This window comes from Agrobacterium albertimagni AOL15 (assembly GCF_000300855.1).
Lineage (GTDB): Bacteria > Pseudomonadota > Alphaproteobacteria > Rhizobiales > Rhizobiaceae > Allorhizobium > Allorhizobium albertimagni.
The window spans coordinates 255,047-270,536 of record NZ_ALJF01000003.1; the positions used below are offsets into that span (position 1 = coordinate 255,047).

Annotated in this window: 15 protein-coding genes; 5 read left to right on the top strand and 10 right to left on the bottom strand. The window is 61.6% G+C overall.

The features are described from left to right. Positions 1-69 precede the first annotated feature (69 nt). Positions 70-1,380, top strand: coding sequence for an extracellular solute-binding protein (locus tag QWE_RS04415; protein WP_006724884.1), 1,311 nt, complete (start codon positions 70-72; stop codon positions 1,378-1,380). Between the two features lie 104 nt (positions 1,381-1,484). Here the strand turns inward: QWE_RS04415 and QWE_RS04420 are convergent, their stop codons facing one another. The 6 genes from QWE_RS04420 to QWE_RS04445 all read right to left on the bottom strand — a co-directional run bounded on the left by QWE_RS04420 (position 1,485) and on the right by QWE_RS04445 (position 7,386). Beyond that, positions 1,485-2,597, bottom strand: a complete 1,113-nt coding sequence (locus tag QWE_RS04420) for an FAD-dependent oxidoreductase (protein ID WP_006724885.1) — start codon at positions 2,595-2,597, stop codon at positions 1,485-1,487. Further along, positions 2,590-3,264, bottom strand: a complete 675-nt coding sequence (locus QWE_RS04425) for an ATP-binding cassette domain-containing protein (RefSeq protein ID WP_006724886.1) — start codon at positions 3,262-3,264, stop codon at positions 2,590-2,592. The genes QWE_RS04420 and QWE_RS04425 overlap by 8 nt, the downstream gene beginning before the upstream one ends. Beyond that, a complete protein-coding gene (locus QWE_RS04430) occupies positions 3,264-4,949 on the bottom strand; it encodes an ABC transporter permease (protein WP_040299449.1) in 1,686 nt (561 codons plus the stop codon). The genes QWE_RS04425 and QWE_RS04430 overlap by 1 nt, the downstream gene beginning before the upstream one ends. A gap of 42 nt (positions 4,950-4,991) precedes the next feature. Further along, positions 4,992-6,212, bottom strand: a complete 1,221-nt coding sequence (locus QWE_RS04435; protein ID WP_040299529.1) for an ABC transporter substrate-binding protein — start codon at positions 6,210-6,212, stop codon at positions 4,992-4,994. Positions 6,213-6,310: 98 nt separating this feature from the next. Next, positions 6,311-6,556, bottom strand: a complete 246-nt coding sequence (locus QWE_RS25870) for a zf-HC2 domain-containing protein (protein ID WP_006724889.1) — start codon at positions 6,554-6,556, stop codon at positions 6,311-6,313. Positions 6,557-6,591: 35 nt separating this feature from the next. Further along, entirely contained in the window at positions 6,592-7,386 is a 795-nt protein-coding gene (locus QWE_RS04445) for a TVP38/TMEM64 family protein (protein WP_006724890.1), read from the bottom strand. 154 nt (positions 7,387-7,540) lie between these two features. On the opposite strand from QWE_RS04445, the gene QWE_RS04450 reads away from it, so the two are divergent. Then, positions 7,541-8,149 (top strand): RNA polymerase sigma factor, encoded by a 609-nt coding sequence (locus tag QWE_RS04450; protein ID WP_006724891.1) that lies wholly within the window; start codon positions 7,541-7,543, stop codon positions 8,147-8,149. A 17-nt stretch (positions 8,150-8,166) separates the two neighbouring features. On the opposite strand, the gene QWE_RS04455 is transcribed toward QWE_RS04450, so the two are convergent. The 3 genes from QWE_RS04455 to QWE_RS04465 form a co-directional block, all read right to left on the bottom strand. Continuing rightward, on the bottom strand, positions 8,167-8,784 hold the full coding sequence (locus QWE_RS04455; protein ID WP_006724892.1) for a CDP-alcohol phosphatidyltransferase family protein: 618 nt from the start codon (positions 8,782-8,784) through the stop codon (positions 8,167-8,169). Then, positions 8,781-10,292, bottom strand: a complete 1,512-nt coding sequence (locus QWE_RS04460) for a dihydrolipoyl dehydrogenase family protein (RefSeq protein WP_100220842.1) — start codon at positions 10,290-10,292, stop codon at positions 8,781-8,783. The genes QWE_RS04455 and QWE_RS04460 overlap by 4 nt, the downstream gene beginning before the upstream one ends. 87 nt (positions 10,293-10,379) lie before the next feature. Next, positions 10,380-11,357 carry a LysR family transcriptional regulator gene (locus tag QWE_RS04465; protein WP_006724894.1) on the bottom strand — a complete coding sequence of 326 codons (978 nt, stop codon included), beginning with the start codon at positions 11,355-11,357 and terminating at the stop codon, positions 10,380-10,382. Positions 11,358-11,543: 186 nt separating this feature from the next. Here QWE_RS04465 and QWE_RS04470 point away from each other — a divergent pair, with 186 nt between their 5' ends. From QWE_RS04470 to QWE_RS04480, 3 genes are read left to right on the top strand one after another with little or no spacing between them, the layout of a single operon-like run. Next, complete coding sequence (locus QWE_RS04470) at positions 11,544-12,500, top strand: VOC family protein (RefSeq protein WP_006724895.1); 957 nt, start codon at positions 11,544-11,546, stop codon at positions 12,498-12,500. A 13-nt stretch (positions 12,501-12,513) separates the two neighbouring features. Beyond that, positions 12,514-13,176, top strand: a complete 663-nt coding sequence (locus QWE_RS04475) for an alpha/beta hydrolase (RefSeq protein ID WP_040299452.1) — start codon at positions 12,514-12,516, stop codon at positions 13,174-13,176. A 30-nt stretch (positions 13,177-13,206) separates the two neighbouring features. Then, positions 13,207-14,481: an ABC transporter substrate-binding protein gene (locus tag QWE_RS04480; RefSeq protein WP_006724897.1), complete on the top strand. Its 1,275-nt coding sequence runs from the start codon at positions 13,207-13,209 to the stop codon at positions 14,479-14,481. 36 nt (positions 14,482-14,517) lie between these two features. On the opposite strand, the gene QWE_RS04485 is transcribed toward QWE_RS04480, so the two are convergent. Beyond that, positions 14,518-15,468, bottom strand: coding sequence for a LysR family transcriptional regulator (locus QWE_RS04485; RefSeq protein ID WP_006724898.1), 951 nt, complete (start codon positions 15,466-15,468; stop codon positions 14,518-14,520). Positions 15,469-15,490 lie beyond the last annotated feature (22 nt).

A 15,490-nucleotide genomic window follows, 5' to 3' on the forward strand; every position in this document is an offset into this window, starting at 1 on the left:
CGGCCGGAGAGGAGCCGGCCGGCTTTAGTCCAACAGGGCCAAGAGCCCGACACAAGGGAGTGAGACACGATGAAAAAGATTCTGATGACCACCGTCGCGATCGCTGCGCTGGGCTACGGCGCCTCGGCGCAGGCGCAGACGACGATCGAGCTGCAACGCTTCTTCGGCGCCTGCGAGGCGGAATACGGCAACGTAACCGACGTATCGGCCGCTGTCGGCGAATGCGGTATCATCACCGCGCTCGTCAACAAGTTCGAAGCCGATAATCCGGATATTGACGTCAACATCACCACGGTCGAATGGCCGGGCTACGACCAGCTGAACGCACAGCTCGCATCCGGTGCAGCACCCGACGTCGTCTCCATGCATTACTCGGCAATCTCCGACTACCAGAGCCGCGGCCTGATCGAGCCAATCGACGAAGTCCTGGCCGCTCAGGGCGTGTCGCCGGAGAACTTCACCGATGCCGGCCGCAACGGCGTCACCAAGGACGGCCAGCTGTTCGGCCTGCCCTTCGACAACTGGACCATGCTCTTCCACGTCAACCTGAACCTGATGAAGGAAGCAGGCCTCGTCAATGCAGACGGCACCCCGATGCTGCCGACATCGGCGGAAGAGCTGATTTCGCAGGGCAAGCAGTTCACCGAGAAAACCGGCAAGCCCTATCTCATCCAGATCATGGCCAACGAGACGGCCTCCTATGCCCGCATTCTCTACACCCTGCTGCAGCAGCAGAACTCCGACTTCTTCTCCGATCCGACTGCCATCAAGCTGAACACACCGGAAGCCAAGGCCGCCGTCGAGCTGATGAAGGCGACCAAGGATGAAGGCATCTCCACCACCGGTCTCGACTATGCGGCCGCCGTCTCCGGCTTCGCCAACGGGGCGGGCGGGATCGCCGTCAACGGCACTTGGCTGATCGGCGATTATGTTGCCCAATCCGAGAAGGAAGGCACGGCGCTCTCGAACGGTTACACAGTCTATCCCGTTCCGCAGCTCTTCCCGGCACAAGACAGCACCTATGCAGACGGCCACAGCTGGGTGATGCCGAAAAAGGACCGCACACCAGAGCAGGTGGACGCGATCGGCAAGCTCTTCAAGTTCCTGTCGGACAACGACTTCCAGTGGGCCCGCACCGGCCACCTGCCGGCTTCCAAGGCAGTCTTCGACATGGACGAGTTCAAGTCCCTGCCCCATCGCGAGAACATCGCGAAGATTGCTGACACCGGCCGGTCGCTGCCCGCTGAAGTTCAGCGCCAGTTCCCGATCCAGGACATCATTGGCGAGGAAATCGGCGCTGCCGTCAACGGCGACAAGTCGGTCGACGAAGCGCTCGCTTCGGCAGAAAGCCGTGTCAACGAACTGCTCGGCGACCTCTGATCCCAGCCCGACTCCCCAAGGCCTCCCTGGCCTGCCTCGCGCACTTCGGTGTGCGGGGCTTTTTTGACGATCAGAACAGCCCACCTGCAGCTGACGGAGCGCGATTACATATCCTGTTTGTAGCGATGCATGAAACCTCGGTCGATCCGGTCCTTCCAGCGGGCAACCCAGCGCCCCACAACGGCCAATCCCCATTTGTCGGCAATGGCCCGGCCGTTCGGCAGCGATATCAGCACCAACCAGGACCGCTGCGGGCGATAGGCTTGAAGCACCTCCCCCTTCAGACTGCGATGGATGTTGTCCGCGAGGACTGGGCCCTGACGGACCGCAAAGACACCCGCCTTGGGACGTGGGTCAGCCAGAGATGCCGCGTCACCGGCGGCGAAGATATCCGGGTGCGATAGGGAGCGAAGGCTTTCGTCGACACGGATGAAACCTCCTGCATCGAGCAGAAGCCCGCTCTCGCGCAGGAACTCTTGTGAACCGCTCGAGGTCGTCCAGATGACTTCGTGAGCGACAAGCCTCCGGCCATCCCGCGCGACGACTTCGCCGTCTTGAAAACCGACCACGTCAAAAGCCGGATGATGCGCGATCCCTGCCGCCCGAAGTTCCTTTTCCACCAGTCGCCGTGCTCGAACACTACGCTCCGGCACCGGCCCCGCAGACCGTCCGATCAGCGCGATCTGCACATCCCGACCGACAAATCTCTGCTTCAGGGCAAAGGCCACCTCAACCCCCGCCACCCCCTGCCCCACGACTGCGAGCCTCACGCGCTCGCCCGCAGCGATGAGAGCATCGAGCCGTCCGAGGCGATTGGTGAAGCTTGAGATCGGCTTGACGGAAATGCCGGCTGATATCCCCAGCGGCAGCGACGGCGTGGATCCGATATCGACCGAAAGGAGGCGATAGCCGATAGAGCTGCCCTCTGCGAGGCGCACGATCCGTTCTTCGGGATCGATATGCGTGGCCGACGTTTCGAGAAAGGTGACGCCGAAGCGCAAGCACAAAGCAGCAAGATCGATATGAAAATCGTCAAAGCTGTAGACGCCAGCAATGTAGCCCGGGAGCATGCCGGAATAAGGCGCATACCGGCCGGGGGAGACGAGTGTCATTCTCGCCCCGAGACCCGAATGACCGAGCCGCCGGATCACTTCGACATGCGCATGGCCACCGCCGAGCAGCACGATCTCCGAGTGGATACCGTCGTCGTCATCCATGATCGCTCTCCTGATCGCCGAGCCGATGCACCGGTCCGCCCGCCGCCTCCGCATCGGCCTCGTCATGCGTGACGAGAATGACAGGCAGACCGGCGCTTCGGGCGCGGGCAAAGACGAGTGCGCGCATCTGGTGGCGGAGAGCCATGTCGAGTTTCGAGAAGGGCTCGTCGAGCAACAGCAGGCGGGGCTGCGAGACCAGCACACGGGCGAGCGCCACGCGCGCCTTCTGGCCACCTGAAAGCGTCGCCGGATCGCGATCCTCGAAGCCTGCGAGCTCCATTTCGCGGAGGATGTCGGCCGCCATGCGCCGTCTGACCTTCCGGTCCGAAACCTCCCCCGGAATGGCGAAGGCAACATTGGCGCCGACGGACATATGCGGAAAGAGCAGCGGATCCTGGAAGAGGATACCAGCCCGTCGCTGCTCCGGCGCGAGCGCCAGGAGATCGACACCACCAACGGAGACCGCACCCTCCGCATGAAAGGCAGGCTCGAGAAAACCGCCGATGAAGGAAAGCAGCGTCGATTTCCCCGACCCCGAAGGGCCCATGACCGTGAAGACCGAGCCGGAAGGCACCTCTGCATCGAGCGCTATCAAAAGATTGTCTTTAAGGCGGATCACGATGTCGGAGAGGCGAAGGCCTGTGTCGGCCTGACTTTGCGGCATCATCACACCCTCATCTCACGGCGATTGCGATGAAGAACAGCCGGCAAGAATGCGGCAAGCGCGAAGGCGAGGAAGGGGAGAAGGGTCTGCAACAGGGCGTAAACTCCGATAACGCGGCGGTTGTTTCCGGATGCGAGTGCAACAGCCTCCGTGGTGATGGTGGTCAGCCGTCCCTCCCCGATCAGAAGCGTCGGCAGATATTGCCCAACCGAGACCGCAAAGCCGACGGCAAGCGCGGTCAGGATGGGGCGGATCAGCATCGGCAGGCGGATCGATATCAACACCGAGAGACGTGAGCGGCCGAGCGCGGTGGCGATGATTTCATAACGGCGATCGAGCGCCCGCCACGGATCGGCAAGGGACAGGAATACGTAAGGCAGAACGAACACAAGATGCACCAGGATGAGGGCGGCGAGCCGATTGTCGCTGCCGCTACCGACGAAGAGCAGCTGAAGGCCGAAGACGAAGGCGATCTGGGGCACGATGAGCGGCAGATAGAGGAGCAGCAGGCTCCTGTCCCCGCCCCGTCGTCCCGTCTGCATTTCGCGTTCGAGGCAGCCGACCGTCAGCACGACCGCAATCAGCGTCGAGACAAGCCCCGCGATCAGCGTCGTTACCAGGGGGTCACCGATGCGCGGAAGCGTGATCATCCAACTGCGCAGGGTGAAATCTCGCGGCAGGAGATCTGGAAACTGCCAGAGGCCGGCAAGCGACCACAGCCCAAGAAGGAAAAGACCCGCAAACACACTTGCGCCGATGATGGTAACCGCGATCATCGCAAGCCTGCGAACTGTCAGGTCATGCAAAAAACGATAGCCCCGATCGCTGAGAGCTCTCCGCACCATGGCGCTGACCTTTTCCAGACCGAACCATGCAAGCAGTGCGGTCAGCGTAACGCCGAGCTGCAAGACGGCACCGGCCGACGCGAGGAACCGCACGGAAAGGTCAGGATCGTTCATCCACTGGACGAGACGCGTGGCAAGCGTGCCGGGCAGATTGGGACCGAGGATAACCGCGACATCCACGACCGAGGACGAGTAGGCAATCACGGCATAAACAGCGAAACGAATTTGCCGATAAAGTGCCGGCCAGAGCAGATAAACGAAGCCCGCAATCCGCCCATAGCCGAAAGAGGCCGCAAGCCTTCGGGCGGGCGCTAGGTCGACCTGCGGCAGAGCCGCCAAGGTCACCAGGAACAGGAAGGGCGTTTCCTTGATCACGAGGCCGGCGATCATGGCAAGCCCCCAAGGATCATGCGGAATGAGAATGTCGGGCGGACGCTCTATCCCGAAAAGCGATGCCACGAGCCGAATGAGAAAGCCGGAGGGCGCGATAAGGAAGGCGAGCCCGAAGGCAGCCGCAGCATGCGGCACCGCGAGAAGCGGTGAGATAAGGTGCTGGATGCGCGCAAGAACGGGTGTCCCGGCGAAGCCCGCGACAAACAACAGGGTTATACCGAGCGAGAGGATGGTGGCGACAAGTCCGGTGACCAAACTGAGAACGGCAGCGGGGACAAGCCCCGGCGTTGCAAAGAGGGCTCGGAAAGGATTGAGGCTGAGCGCCACACCGCCGAGCGCCGGCAGATAGCCGAAGGCCGGCAGGAGTGTGCCGAGAAGGCCGAAGGCGATCGGCAGTAGCAACAGGCCGAGCGTGACGGCGACCGCGCTTCGGGGAAGAAACGCGGCCACTCGATCGACCAAACTGCGAGCCTTCAGTCTTCCCTGCACGGCTCAGTTGCCGCTGGCATAGCGTCGACGCCACTCGACTTCGATCCGCTCCATCCAGCTGGCATGCGGCTCGGCGATCACGGGTCCGAGTTTGTCCGGCGAGAGCGTCGCGACGCCGAGATCGAGTGCGGCGAAGGCAGAACGATCGGCATCCGGTAGCTTCGCCATCGAAAGGACGGTCGGGTCACCCCAATAGGTCGGATCCTGCTTGCGCAGCTGCGCCTCCGGCGAAATCAGGAAATTCGCCGTCAGCAGCGCGCCTTCCTTGGCATTCGCATTGTAGGGAATCGCGACGAAATGGGTATTGCCGAGCGTGCCACCGGAGAAGGTGAAGGATCGCACCGTGTCGGGAAGCTCTCCCGCCTTGATGCCGGCCGAGGCTTCCGACGGATTGAAGGCGAAGATGATGTCAAGTTCGCCATCGGCGAGCTTCTGCTTCATGTCCGGATAGTTTTGCGGAAAGGCCTTGCCCGACCGCCATGCAACATCATGAAGCTGGTCAAGATAGGCAAACAGCGGCTCGACATCACTTTCGAAGCTTGCCTCGTTCACCGGCGCTGCAAGCTTGCCCGGATCGTCGATCACTTCACTCAGCACCTGCTTGAGGAAGGAAGACCCGATGAAGTCAGGCGGAGCAGGGTAGGAGAAGCGCCCGGGGTTGGCCTTCGCCCAGTCGAGCAGCTGTGCTGCATTGTCAGGCAGGCTCGAGGCCTCGGTCCGGGCGCTGTCATAGAAGAAGACCATCTTCGCGCCGCCCCAGGGGCTTTCCAACCCCTCCGTCGGCTCGGTGAAGTCGGAGAGGATCGTCGGCTGATTTTCGACATCGACATAACGCCAGTTCGGCAAGGACGTCGCCCAGCCCGGCGTCAGAAGCAGCTCCTGCTGCTTCATCGAAACGAAGTTCTCGCCGTTGATCCAGATGAGATCGACGGAACCGCCAGCGTCCTTGCCGGCGGCTTTTTCGGCGATCACCTTGGCGACGGCATTCGCGGTGTCATCAAGCTTCACCTGAACGACGGTCACGCCATAGCGTGACTGCATCTCAGCGCCGACCCATTCGAGATAGGCGTTGATGTTCTCCGATCCGCCCCAGGCATTGAAATAAACCGTCTGGCCGGAGGCAGCCTTTTCGATGGCAGCCCAGTCGGACGGATCCGCGCCTGCAGCAAACACCGGAAGGCTGCTGGCGGCCGCGATGAAGCCTGCGGCGAAAATCCCTGTCATCAAGCGCATGATGTGCCCTTCTCCGTCAATTTGACGATCTCATATGTCAGCATTTCAGCTTTATTTCTTAGAACTACGCTCTCGATGTCCGACGGATTTCATGATGGCCGTCCAGACTGGATCCGGCGTTTGGCCAGCGCGGCCTGGATCTCGGCACTCGGCAGCGGATCCTCAGCAGCCCCAGCCAATACGGCAAGATCGCGGGTTATCCGCATTTGCTCGACGAAAGCCCGGCATCCGCGACACATCGCCAGATGCAGCCGGATATTTAGTCGTGGCCACAAGCCCAGCTCGCCATCGATCAAAAGGCTCGCCCGCTCCGCGACTTCGCTGCATCGAAACATGGCTTACGATTCCCCCAACCCTGTGATCTCACTGTTCATCGCGAAGCACCTCGCTTGCGGATCTGCCGCACCACGGTCGGGATCAGCGCGACGAGCGCCAGCGCGAAAAAGGCGAGCGTGATCTCGGGCGTTACGAGATCCGAGATCCTCGCTTCCTGGCCACTCTGCTGTGCGGCCACAAGCACGCTGTCGACGCCCTGCCCGAGATAGGCATAGGCAAAGGTGCCGGGCAGGATGCCGAAGAACGTCGCCGCAATGAAACGGCCAAGGCTGATGTCGAACAGAGCTGCGGCAATATTCACCACGAAGAACGGAAAGACCGGCGCCAACCGGATAACGAACAGATAGCCGAAAGCGTTTTCGCGGAAGCCGTCGGCAAGCTTCTTCACGACACCATCGACGCGATGGCGAAGGAAACTGCCGAAGGCCGATCGCGTCGCAAGAAACAGGATGGATGCGCCGATCGTAGCACCGACAGTCACGAGCGCGCCGCCGATCATCCAGCCGAACAGAAAGCCGCCGAAGATGGTCAACACCGAAGCGGCCGGGAAGGAGAAGGCAACAGCGGCGATGTAAAGACCGAGGAACAGCATTGCCGACCAGAGAAAATTGCTATCGACATAGGCCCTCAGGTCCTGCCTTTGCTCAGCAAGAAACTCCAAGCTCAGATAGTTCTGCAGGCCAAAGGCATAACCAAGAGCAAGGCCAGCGAGGACGACGACCACCGGCGCAAACCGCCAGATCGCGCTTCGGCGGGTTGTGATGGTTGAGGCGGTATCGTTGGCATCCGGCGAAAGATGGCCGGGATGAGACCCGTTGCGATCAGTCATGGACATCTCCCGAAAAGCACTCGGCGCGCTGTAAGACAGCATCTCCAGCCACGACAGACACGGCATGGTCACTATGACTTGATGGGGGCGAATGCGGCTGGACTTTAAAGATGATTGTTTCGCTAATGACCGCCGGATTGATGTGAGGGGCGGCGTGGCGCAGGTCGAAGGGGATGATCAGGCTCTGGTTTTGCGCCTGGTGGATGGCGATGCTGCGGCTTTCGATGTTCTCTATCGGCGCCACAATGCAGCAATGATCCGTTTCTGCACCGGTATTGTTCAGCACCGGCACCTCGCCGAGGAGGTCGTTCAGGACACCTGGATCGCCGTGCTCGGTCGCATCGATCTGTTCGAGGGACGCAGTTCGCTTGCAAGCTGGATCTACACCATACTCATCAACAAGGCGCGCAGCCGCGCCAGACGCGAAGGACGCACAGTCTTCATTGACGATCACGCCAGTGGCGACAGCCTGGCGGACGCTTTTGACGGTCGTGGCCACTGGCGCCAGATCCCGGAACTCTGGGAGAACCTGACCCCGGAACGTCACATCGAGGGTCGAAGTGTACTGCAGCACGTCGAAGAGGTGATCGACACTCTGCCGCCGACGCAACGGGCGGTGCTCATTCTTCGTGGCCAGCAAGAGCTGGACCCCAGCGAGGTCTGCGCATTGCTCCACATCAGCGAAGGCAATATGCGCGTGCTCCTGCATCGCGCCCGGCTGGCGGTTCGCAACGCACTCGACCGCTTGAATGCGGCCGGCTGAAACGGCGTGTCGAGCCTTCATCGTGACCCCTCCGAAAAGGCGACCCATCCCTGACGCCAGCGGATGACGGTGGTCAGCGCACAAAGCGCGGCAAAGCCATAGGCGATCAGTGCAAAGCTCTCGGGGAAAAGGCACATGGCGACGAAGACGGCGATCGTCTCGAAACCCTCCGCCAGACCGCCGGCATAATAGATGCCCTTAGTCGGAAATTCCGGCGCCTTGCGGCCAAGCTTTGCTGCGACCGCCGAAAAGGCAAGGAAGGAAGATCCCGTGCCGACAAAGGAGACGATGAGGATGGCCGCCGGTAGAGCGTTCACCTCAGGCGAGGCGATCGCAAAGCCAAGCGGGATCAAGGCGTAGAAGACCATGTCGAAAGCGATATCGAGATAGGCACCGCGATCCGTCGGCCCCTGAATACGGGCGACCGCGCCGTCGAGGCCATCAAAGCCGCGATTGGCGAGGATCAACAGAAGTGCTGCCAGCCAATATCCGAAGCAGAGTGCCACGAAGGCCCCAAGCCCGGCGATAAAACCGACAACGCTGATCTGATCCGCCCGCACACCACGCCTGCCAAGAAACTCGGCGATTGGCTGGAGCGCCGCCTTTTGCAGGGGCAGGATCTTCGCATCGATCATCCACGCCTCCAGGTCTGGAAACGCTCGAGCAGCGAAAGCAGAAAACCGTTGATATGCGCCCGCCGCCACTGCCCGGCCACCATCTTGTTCGCTTCGGCCAGTGTCGGATAGATGTGGATCGTGCCGAGGATCTTTCCGAGCCCATGGCCATGCTTCATGGCGAAGACGAATTCCGCGAGCAGATCACCCGCATGTTCGCCGACGATGGTGACGCCCAGGATCTTGTCCTTGCCCGGCACGGTCAGCACCTTGACGAAGCCATGTGCGGAGCCGTCGGCAATCGCCCGATCGAGATCATCGATACCGAAGCGCGTCACCTCGTAGGGGATCTTCTTTTCCTTCGCCTCGGCCTCGGACAAGCCCACCCGCGCCACTTCCGGGTCCGTGAATGTTGCCCAAGGGATGACCGAATAATCGGCCTTGAAGCGCTTGAGGTCACCAAACAGCGCATTGATCGCGGCAAACCAGGCCTGATGCCCGGCAACATGCGTAAATTGATAAGGGCCGGCCACGTCACCGGCGGCGAGGATATTCGGGTAGAGCGTCTGAAGATACTCGTTGGTCTCCACGACACGGTCGACCTTGATGCCGAGTTCCTCGAGCCCGAAGCCCTTCAGGCGCGGCGCACGCCCGACGGCAACGATGATCTCGTCAAAGCCGATACGGTCTCGGCCACCTGCATGCTCCACCTCGATCCACTTCTCGTCGCCATCCGTGCCGCAGGCCACGGCTTTGTGCCCAGTCAGTACCTGCACACCATCGGCCTTCAGCGACGCCTCGACAAAGCCGGCTGCGTCCGGATCCTCGCGCATCATCACACGCGGGGCCATCTCGATCTGAGCGACCTGCGAGCCTAGCCGGGCGAAACTCTGTGCCAGTTCACAACCGATCGGCCCACCGCCGAGAACGACGAGACGACGCGGCACCTCCGGTCGATCGCGCAACCGCTCCCACAGGGTGTCGGAGGTGAGATAACCGACTTCAGCCAGGCCCGGGATCGGAGGCACGAAGGGTTGCGCGCCGGTTGCGATGATGATCGCACGTGTCGTCAGCCGCTGCGTGCCGCCGCTACTCAGCGCAATCTCCACCGTCCACGGATCGATCAGCTTCGCATAGCCCTGGAGAACCTCGACGCCGAGACCCGTGTAGCGTTCGACGCTGTCATGCGGCTCGATCTCGGCAATGACCTTGTGAATCCGTTCCATCACGGCCGAGAAGGGAACCTTGGGCTCGACGGCTTCGAGGCCGTACCGATCCGCATGGCGCATCTGATGCGCCACCTTGGCGCTCTTGATCAGAGCCTTGGACGGAACACAGCCAAAGTTCAGGCAATCGCCACCCATCTTGTTGGCTTCAACGAGCGTCACCTTCGCCTTGGCGGCGGCGGCGATATAGGCAGAGACGAGCCCGGCAGACCCTGCACCGATCACGACAAGGTTGCGATCGAAGCGCTTAGGCTTTGTCCAGCCAGCAGCTACGGCGCCCGGCATTTGGTCTGTGCTTGTCATTGACGGTTCCGCTGACGCGTTGAGGGTCACACAGGTTAGACGGTGCAGGATCCGTTTCGTTACAGCCTCCGGATCATTTTTTTGATCTCAGCGATCACGTTCGGGCAGGAACGGCCCCTCACCCCAGACGATCGATCTCTCGTGACGCTCGATGACCTTCTTCAGGTCGGTGAATTCCCGGACGATATGATCCTGAAACTTGCGGCAGGCCGGGTTCGGATAGGTCTTGCGCTTGGTGATGATGCCGAGTGTCCGCTCGGGCTGCGGGATATCGACGGGCACGATGGAGATCTTGTTCTCACCCTTGAAGGAAAAGACCACCGAATGCGGAAGGATCGCCAGCGCGTCGGTCGAGGCGATGTAGTTGACGACGGAGAGAAGCGAGCCGCCGGAATAGCGGACCTGTAGCTCGCTGATCCCGAGCATGATCAGAATATTGTGCAGGTCGAGAACCAGCGGTGAACCGGGAAGGGGCGCGACCCAGGGATAGGTCATGATGTCTTCGATGCTGAGCCGCCGTTTGCGCAGCAATGGATGACCCACGGCACAGGTCAGCACATTACGCCCCGGCAGGATAGACTGGAACTCGAAATCGCTCTTCAGGTCCGCGCTTCCGATCGGCGTGATCGCCATATCGATCTGGCTGGAATCGAGCTCGGTCAGCAGATCCGGCAGGTTGCCGTAGGACTGCTCGACGAGAATATCGCGTTCGCGAAGCTGGAAGCTCGCGATCATCTGCGAGATCACGGCATCCATGAAGAACGGCACGCCACCCACCTTGATCCGGCCTGCCGTGCCGGACTGAAAGCTTCTGACGATCTCGACCGCCTTGCGCGATGCGGCCAGGATGGAACGGCCCTGGATGGCCAGTTGCTGACCGAGCGGCGTGAGTTGCAGCGGCCGCTTGCCGGGCGTGAAGAGTGGCTCGCCCACCCTGCGCTCCAGCATGGACAGGGTTCGCGAGACGGCCGGCTGGGTCATGCCGAGCATGGCAGCACCCTCCGTGACACCACCGGTTTCGGCGACGGCAGCAAGCTGGACGAGATGGCGCTCATCGATCTTCATAGCAATCTGCTATATCGAGCATAAGCAATTTTATCAACAGACGGCCTTGAGCCCTCTATAGTCTGACAATTGGAGCAGATCCGCTCCGACACGAGGAGAACGGGTGCGGCATGGTCAGCCGCTGGAGGGCCCGTATGTCGGGATCGGCGCGATCCGTGCATTTGCAATTTCTGGAGGAGAAGAAGCATGTCGTTCATCTCGGGTTATCATCACCTCACGCTGAGCACCGACGGTGCGCAAGAGGACTACGATTTCTACACGAAGACATTGGGCCTGCATTCCATCAAGCGCACAGTGCTCTTCGATGGCACGATCCCGGTCTACCATCTCTACTACGGCGCCAAGAGCGGCGATCCCTCGACCATCGTTACCACCTTCCCCTTCAAGAAGCCCGGCATCTATGGCAAGCGCGGCACCAACCAGTCGAAGATCATCCAGTTGGCGATCCCCGTTGGTTCGGCCGATTTCTGGGTCGACAGGCTGAACGAGCGCGCGATCCCGGCCACCAAGACCAGCCGGTTCGGTATCACCCGCGTCGCGCTCGCCCATCCCTGCGGCATCGACCACGAACTGGTCGAGAGCCCGGCAGACAAGCGCCCGCCGATTGCCAATCAAGCTGAGGGCATAGGCGAGGCACAGGGCATCCGCGGCATTTATGGCGCCGCGATCGCCGTCTTCGACCGCACCTCGATGGACGATTTCCTGACGGTTGGCATGGGCATGAAGAAGGAAGCCGACAGCGACGAGGGGTTGATGTTCTCAGTGCCGAACAATGGTGGCCCGTCGAGCATGGTCGAGGTGCTGCACCAGCCGAGCGGACCGCAGGGCACCTGGACGCTCTCGGGTGGCACCATTCATCACCTCGCGCTCAACACGGTCAACGAGGAAAACCAGCTGAAGCTGAAGGCGCATATCGAGGGCCTTGGCTTCACTGACGTCTCCGACCAGAAGGACCGCAACTACTTCAAGTCCTGCTATGTGCGTTCGCCGGGCGGCGCACTCTTCGAGATCGCCTGGTCGGTCGAAGGCGGTTGGGCGAAGGACGAGCCGGCCGACGCCATCGGCTCGACGCTGGTCTTCCCGCCATGGTTCGAGGATCGCCGAGAGGAACTGATCGCTGGCCTCGAACCTGCCAACTTCTGATCCGGAGGCGATCATGGCCATTCACGGCGAGCCGTTATCCGCAGGAGCTGCACCCGCGGAGGCCGAGGTACTCTGCATATTCGTTCACGGGCGAACCCAATCGCCCGAGGACATGATGGAGCAGGTGATCGGCAAGCTCTCGGTGCGCGGGGTGGCCTTTTGCCTGCCCCGAGCGAGCGGCAACAGCTGGTATGCGGCACGTGCGACCGACGCGCTGACAGACCCGACACGCACCGAGTTGACGGCCTCACTCGACTATATCAACGGGCTAGTGGGGGGCCTGCGACAGGCGGGCGGCGCGGACAAGCCGCTTCTCATCGGCGGTTTCAGCCAGGGCGCCTGCCTGTCGCTCGAATATGCCATGGCCTTCGGCCCCTGGAACGGTGCCATGGTTAACCTGACCGGCTGCCGCGTCGGTCAGGCAAGCGACTCGCGTCCCGAAAACGACCTCGACGGGCTGCCAGTCTATCTGACCGGTTCGGACCAGGACCCATGGATCCCGGTTTCGGCCTTCGCCGAAGCTTCGGAAGCGCTTGGGAGGGCGCGCGCGAGGCTAAGGTGTGAGCTCTTTCCCGGACGCGCCCATCAGGCGTCCGAAATGGAGGTGGCCGCACTGGATGCGATGCTTCGGGATTTTGTGGAGGGAAGCCGGCCGTTCCGCCGCGTCGCGGCGTAGTTTCACAGACACCACTGGGAGGAGGACAGCATGATTACGCGCAGAAAACTGCTGAAGGCGGGGGCTGCTACCGGTCTCGCATACGGCTTTGGGGGCCTCGCCGCGCCGGCGATCGCCCAAGGGGCCAAGATCAAGCTCGGTTATGTCAGCCCGCAGACCGGGCCGCTGGCAAGCTTCGGCGAGAGTGATGCCTACAACATCGCTTCCTTCCTCGCGACCGAGGCGGGCAAGAACTTCGAGATCATCGTCAAGGACAGCCAGTCGAACCCGAACCGGGCCGCAGACGTGGCGAAAGAATTGATCCTGTCGGACGAGATCAACCTGATGCTGGTCGCCTCGACCCCGGAAAATACCAATCCCGTGGCGACAACCTGCGAAGCCGAAGGCATACCCTGCATTTCCACCAAGGCGCCATGGCAGCCCTGGTTCATCGGCCAGCAAGGCAATCCCGGCGATCCGCAGAGCTGGAAACCGTTCGACTTCGCTTACCATTACTTCTGGGGTCTCGAAGACGTCGTCGCCGTCTTCACCAACATGTGGGCCCAGCTTGATACCAACAAAAAGGTCGGCGGCCTCTTCCCCAATGATGCCGACGGCAATGCCTGGGGCGATCCGAATGTTGGGCTGAAGCCCGGTCTGGCACAAGCCGGTTTCGAACTGCTCGATCCCGGTCGCTACCAGAACCTGACCGACGACTTCACCGCGCAAGTCAACGCCTTCAAGGATGGCCAGTGTGACATCATCACCGGCGTCGTCATTCCGCCCGACTTCACCACCTTCTGGAACCAGGCCAAGCAGCAGGGCTTCAATCCGAAGGCTGTCACCGTCGCGAAGGCGATCCTCTTCCCGCAATCGGTCGAGACGCTGGGCCCAGCCGGCCACAACCTCTCCTCGGAGGTCTGGTGGTCGGCGCAGCATCCGTTCAAGTCATCACTGACGGGCCAGAGTGCAGGCGAACTTGCAGCCGACTTCACCGACAAGACCGGCCGCCCCTGGACGCAGCCGATCGGCTTCATCCACTCGCTGTTCGAGATGGCAACCAATGTCATGGGACGCGTCGACGACGTGACCGATGCCGAAGCCGTGGCAGCGGCAATCGCCTCCTCCAAGGTCGACACGATCGTCGGCCGTGTCGAATGGAACGGACAGGGCGTGCCGCCATTTGCGGCGAAGAACGTCACCAAGACGCCGCTTGTCGGCGGCCAGTGGCGGCGCAAGGATGATGGCACGTTCGACCTCGTCATCGTCGACAACAAGACGGCACCGAACATCCCGACCGCCGGCACAATGGAAGCGCTCGCCTAAGGACACGACAGATGCGGGCCCATCTTCGCGGGCCCGTTAACTGCCCCAAACCACGGCTTCCTCGTGCCGTTTGATCAGGTGCTTCAGGTTGTCGAAACCTGAGCGGATGAAGGCTGAAAACTGCTCGACCGCCGGAGACCGCGGTGCATCGACACGCCTGAGGATGGCAAGTGCGCGCTCCGGATGTGGAATGTTGATCGGCAGGGCCGTGATCGTCTTTTCCTTGCGCTGCGCAAAAACCACGCTATGCGGCATCACGGTCAGCGCGTCCGCCGCTTTCAGATAATTGACCACACTCGCAAGCGATCCGCCCGAATAGCGGATGCGGATTTCCGTCGCCCCGAAAGAGAGGAGCAATGCTCTGAGGTCGGCCGAAAGCGGGCTGCCCGGCGGCGGCGCCACCCAGGCATATTCGAGAAGATGGGCCGGCTGCAGGCGACGCTTCAGGAGCAGTGGATGCGTGACCCGGCAGGCAATGACATTGCGGCCAGGCAGGATCTGCTGGAAGGCAAGGCCCGAGCCCTCATCCAGAATATCGATCGGGCAGATCGCCAGATCGATCTGATCGGACTTCAGAGCGGCACGCAGGTCCGGAAAATAGCCATAGGACTGGTCGATCCGCACATCCGGATGCGTCACCTGGAACTCGGCGCACATCCCGGCGATCAGCGAGTCCATGAAGAACGGGCTGCCGCCAACCCGCACCACGCCGCTTTTGCCGACCCGGAAACTTTCCATCAGATCGGAAGCCTTGCGCGAGGCAGCCAGCATGGCAAGCCCATGTTCGGCGAGCGCAATCCCGAGCGGCGTTGGCTGCATTGGGCGCCTACCCTTGATGAAGAGCGGTTCGCCAATTCTCTTTTCCAGCATCGACAAAGTGCGCGACACAGCCGGCTGCGCCAGCCCCAGCAAAGCTGCGCCTTCTGTCACGCCGCCCGTCTTTACCACGGCAGCCAGTTGGATCAGGTGTCGCTCATCGAACTTCATACCCGATTGTTATATTGCCCCT

Bases quoted from the DNA above. Each gene is read 5' to 3' on its own strand.
- QWE_RS04445 (WP_006724890.1), bottom strand. From the start codon at position 7,386: ATGACTGATCGCAACGGGTCTCATCCCGGCCATCTTTCGCCGGATGCC.
- QWE_RS04435 (WP_040299529.1), bottom strand. From the start codon at position 6,212: ATGACAGGGATTTTCGCCGCAGGCTTCATCGCGGCCGCCAGCAGCCTT.
- QWE_RS04455 (WP_006724892.1), bottom strand. From the start codon at position 8,784: ATGATCGATGCGAAGATCCTGCCCCTGCAAAAGGCGGCGCTCCAGCCA.
- QWE_RS25870 (WP_006724889.1), bottom strand. From the start codon at position 6,556: ATGTTTCGATGCAGCGAAGTCGCGGAGCGGGCGAGCCTTTTGATCGAT.
- QWE_RS04460 (WP_100220842.1), bottom strand. From the start codon at position 10,292: ATGACAAGCACAGACCAAATGCCGGGCGCCGTAGCTGCTGGCTGGACA.
- QWE_RS04475 (WP_040299452.1), top strand. From the start codon at position 12,514: ATGGCCATTCACGGCGAGCCGTTATCCGCAGGAGCTGCACCCGCGGAG.
- QWE_RS04415 (WP_006724884.1), top strand. From the start codon at position 70: ATGAAAAAGATTCTGATGACCACCGTCGCGATCGCTGCGCTGGGCTAC.
- QWE_RS04420 (WP_006724885.1), bottom strand. From the start codon at position 2,597: ATGGATGACGACGACGGTATCCACTCGGAGATCGTGCTGCTCGGCGGT.
- QWE_RS04425 (WP_006724886.1), bottom strand. From the start codon at position 3,264: ATGATGCCGCAAAGTCAGGCCGACACAGGCCTTCGCCTCTCCGACATC.
- QWE_RS04465 (WP_006724894.1), bottom strand. From the start codon at position 11,357: ATGAAGATCGATGAGCGCCATCTCGTCCAGCTTGCTGCCGTCGCCGAA.
- QWE_RS04470 (WP_006724895.1), top strand. From the start codon at position 11,544: ATGTCGTTCATCTCGGGTTATCATCACCTCACGCTGAGCACCGACGGT.
- QWE_RS04480 (WP_006724897.1), top strand. From the start codon at position 13,207: ATGATTACGCGCAGAAAACTGCTGAAGGCGGGGGCTGCTACCGGTCTC.
- QWE_RS04485 (WP_006724898.1), bottom strand. From the start codon at position 15,468: ATGAAGTTCGATGAGCGACACCTGATCCAACTGGCTGCCGTGGTAAAG.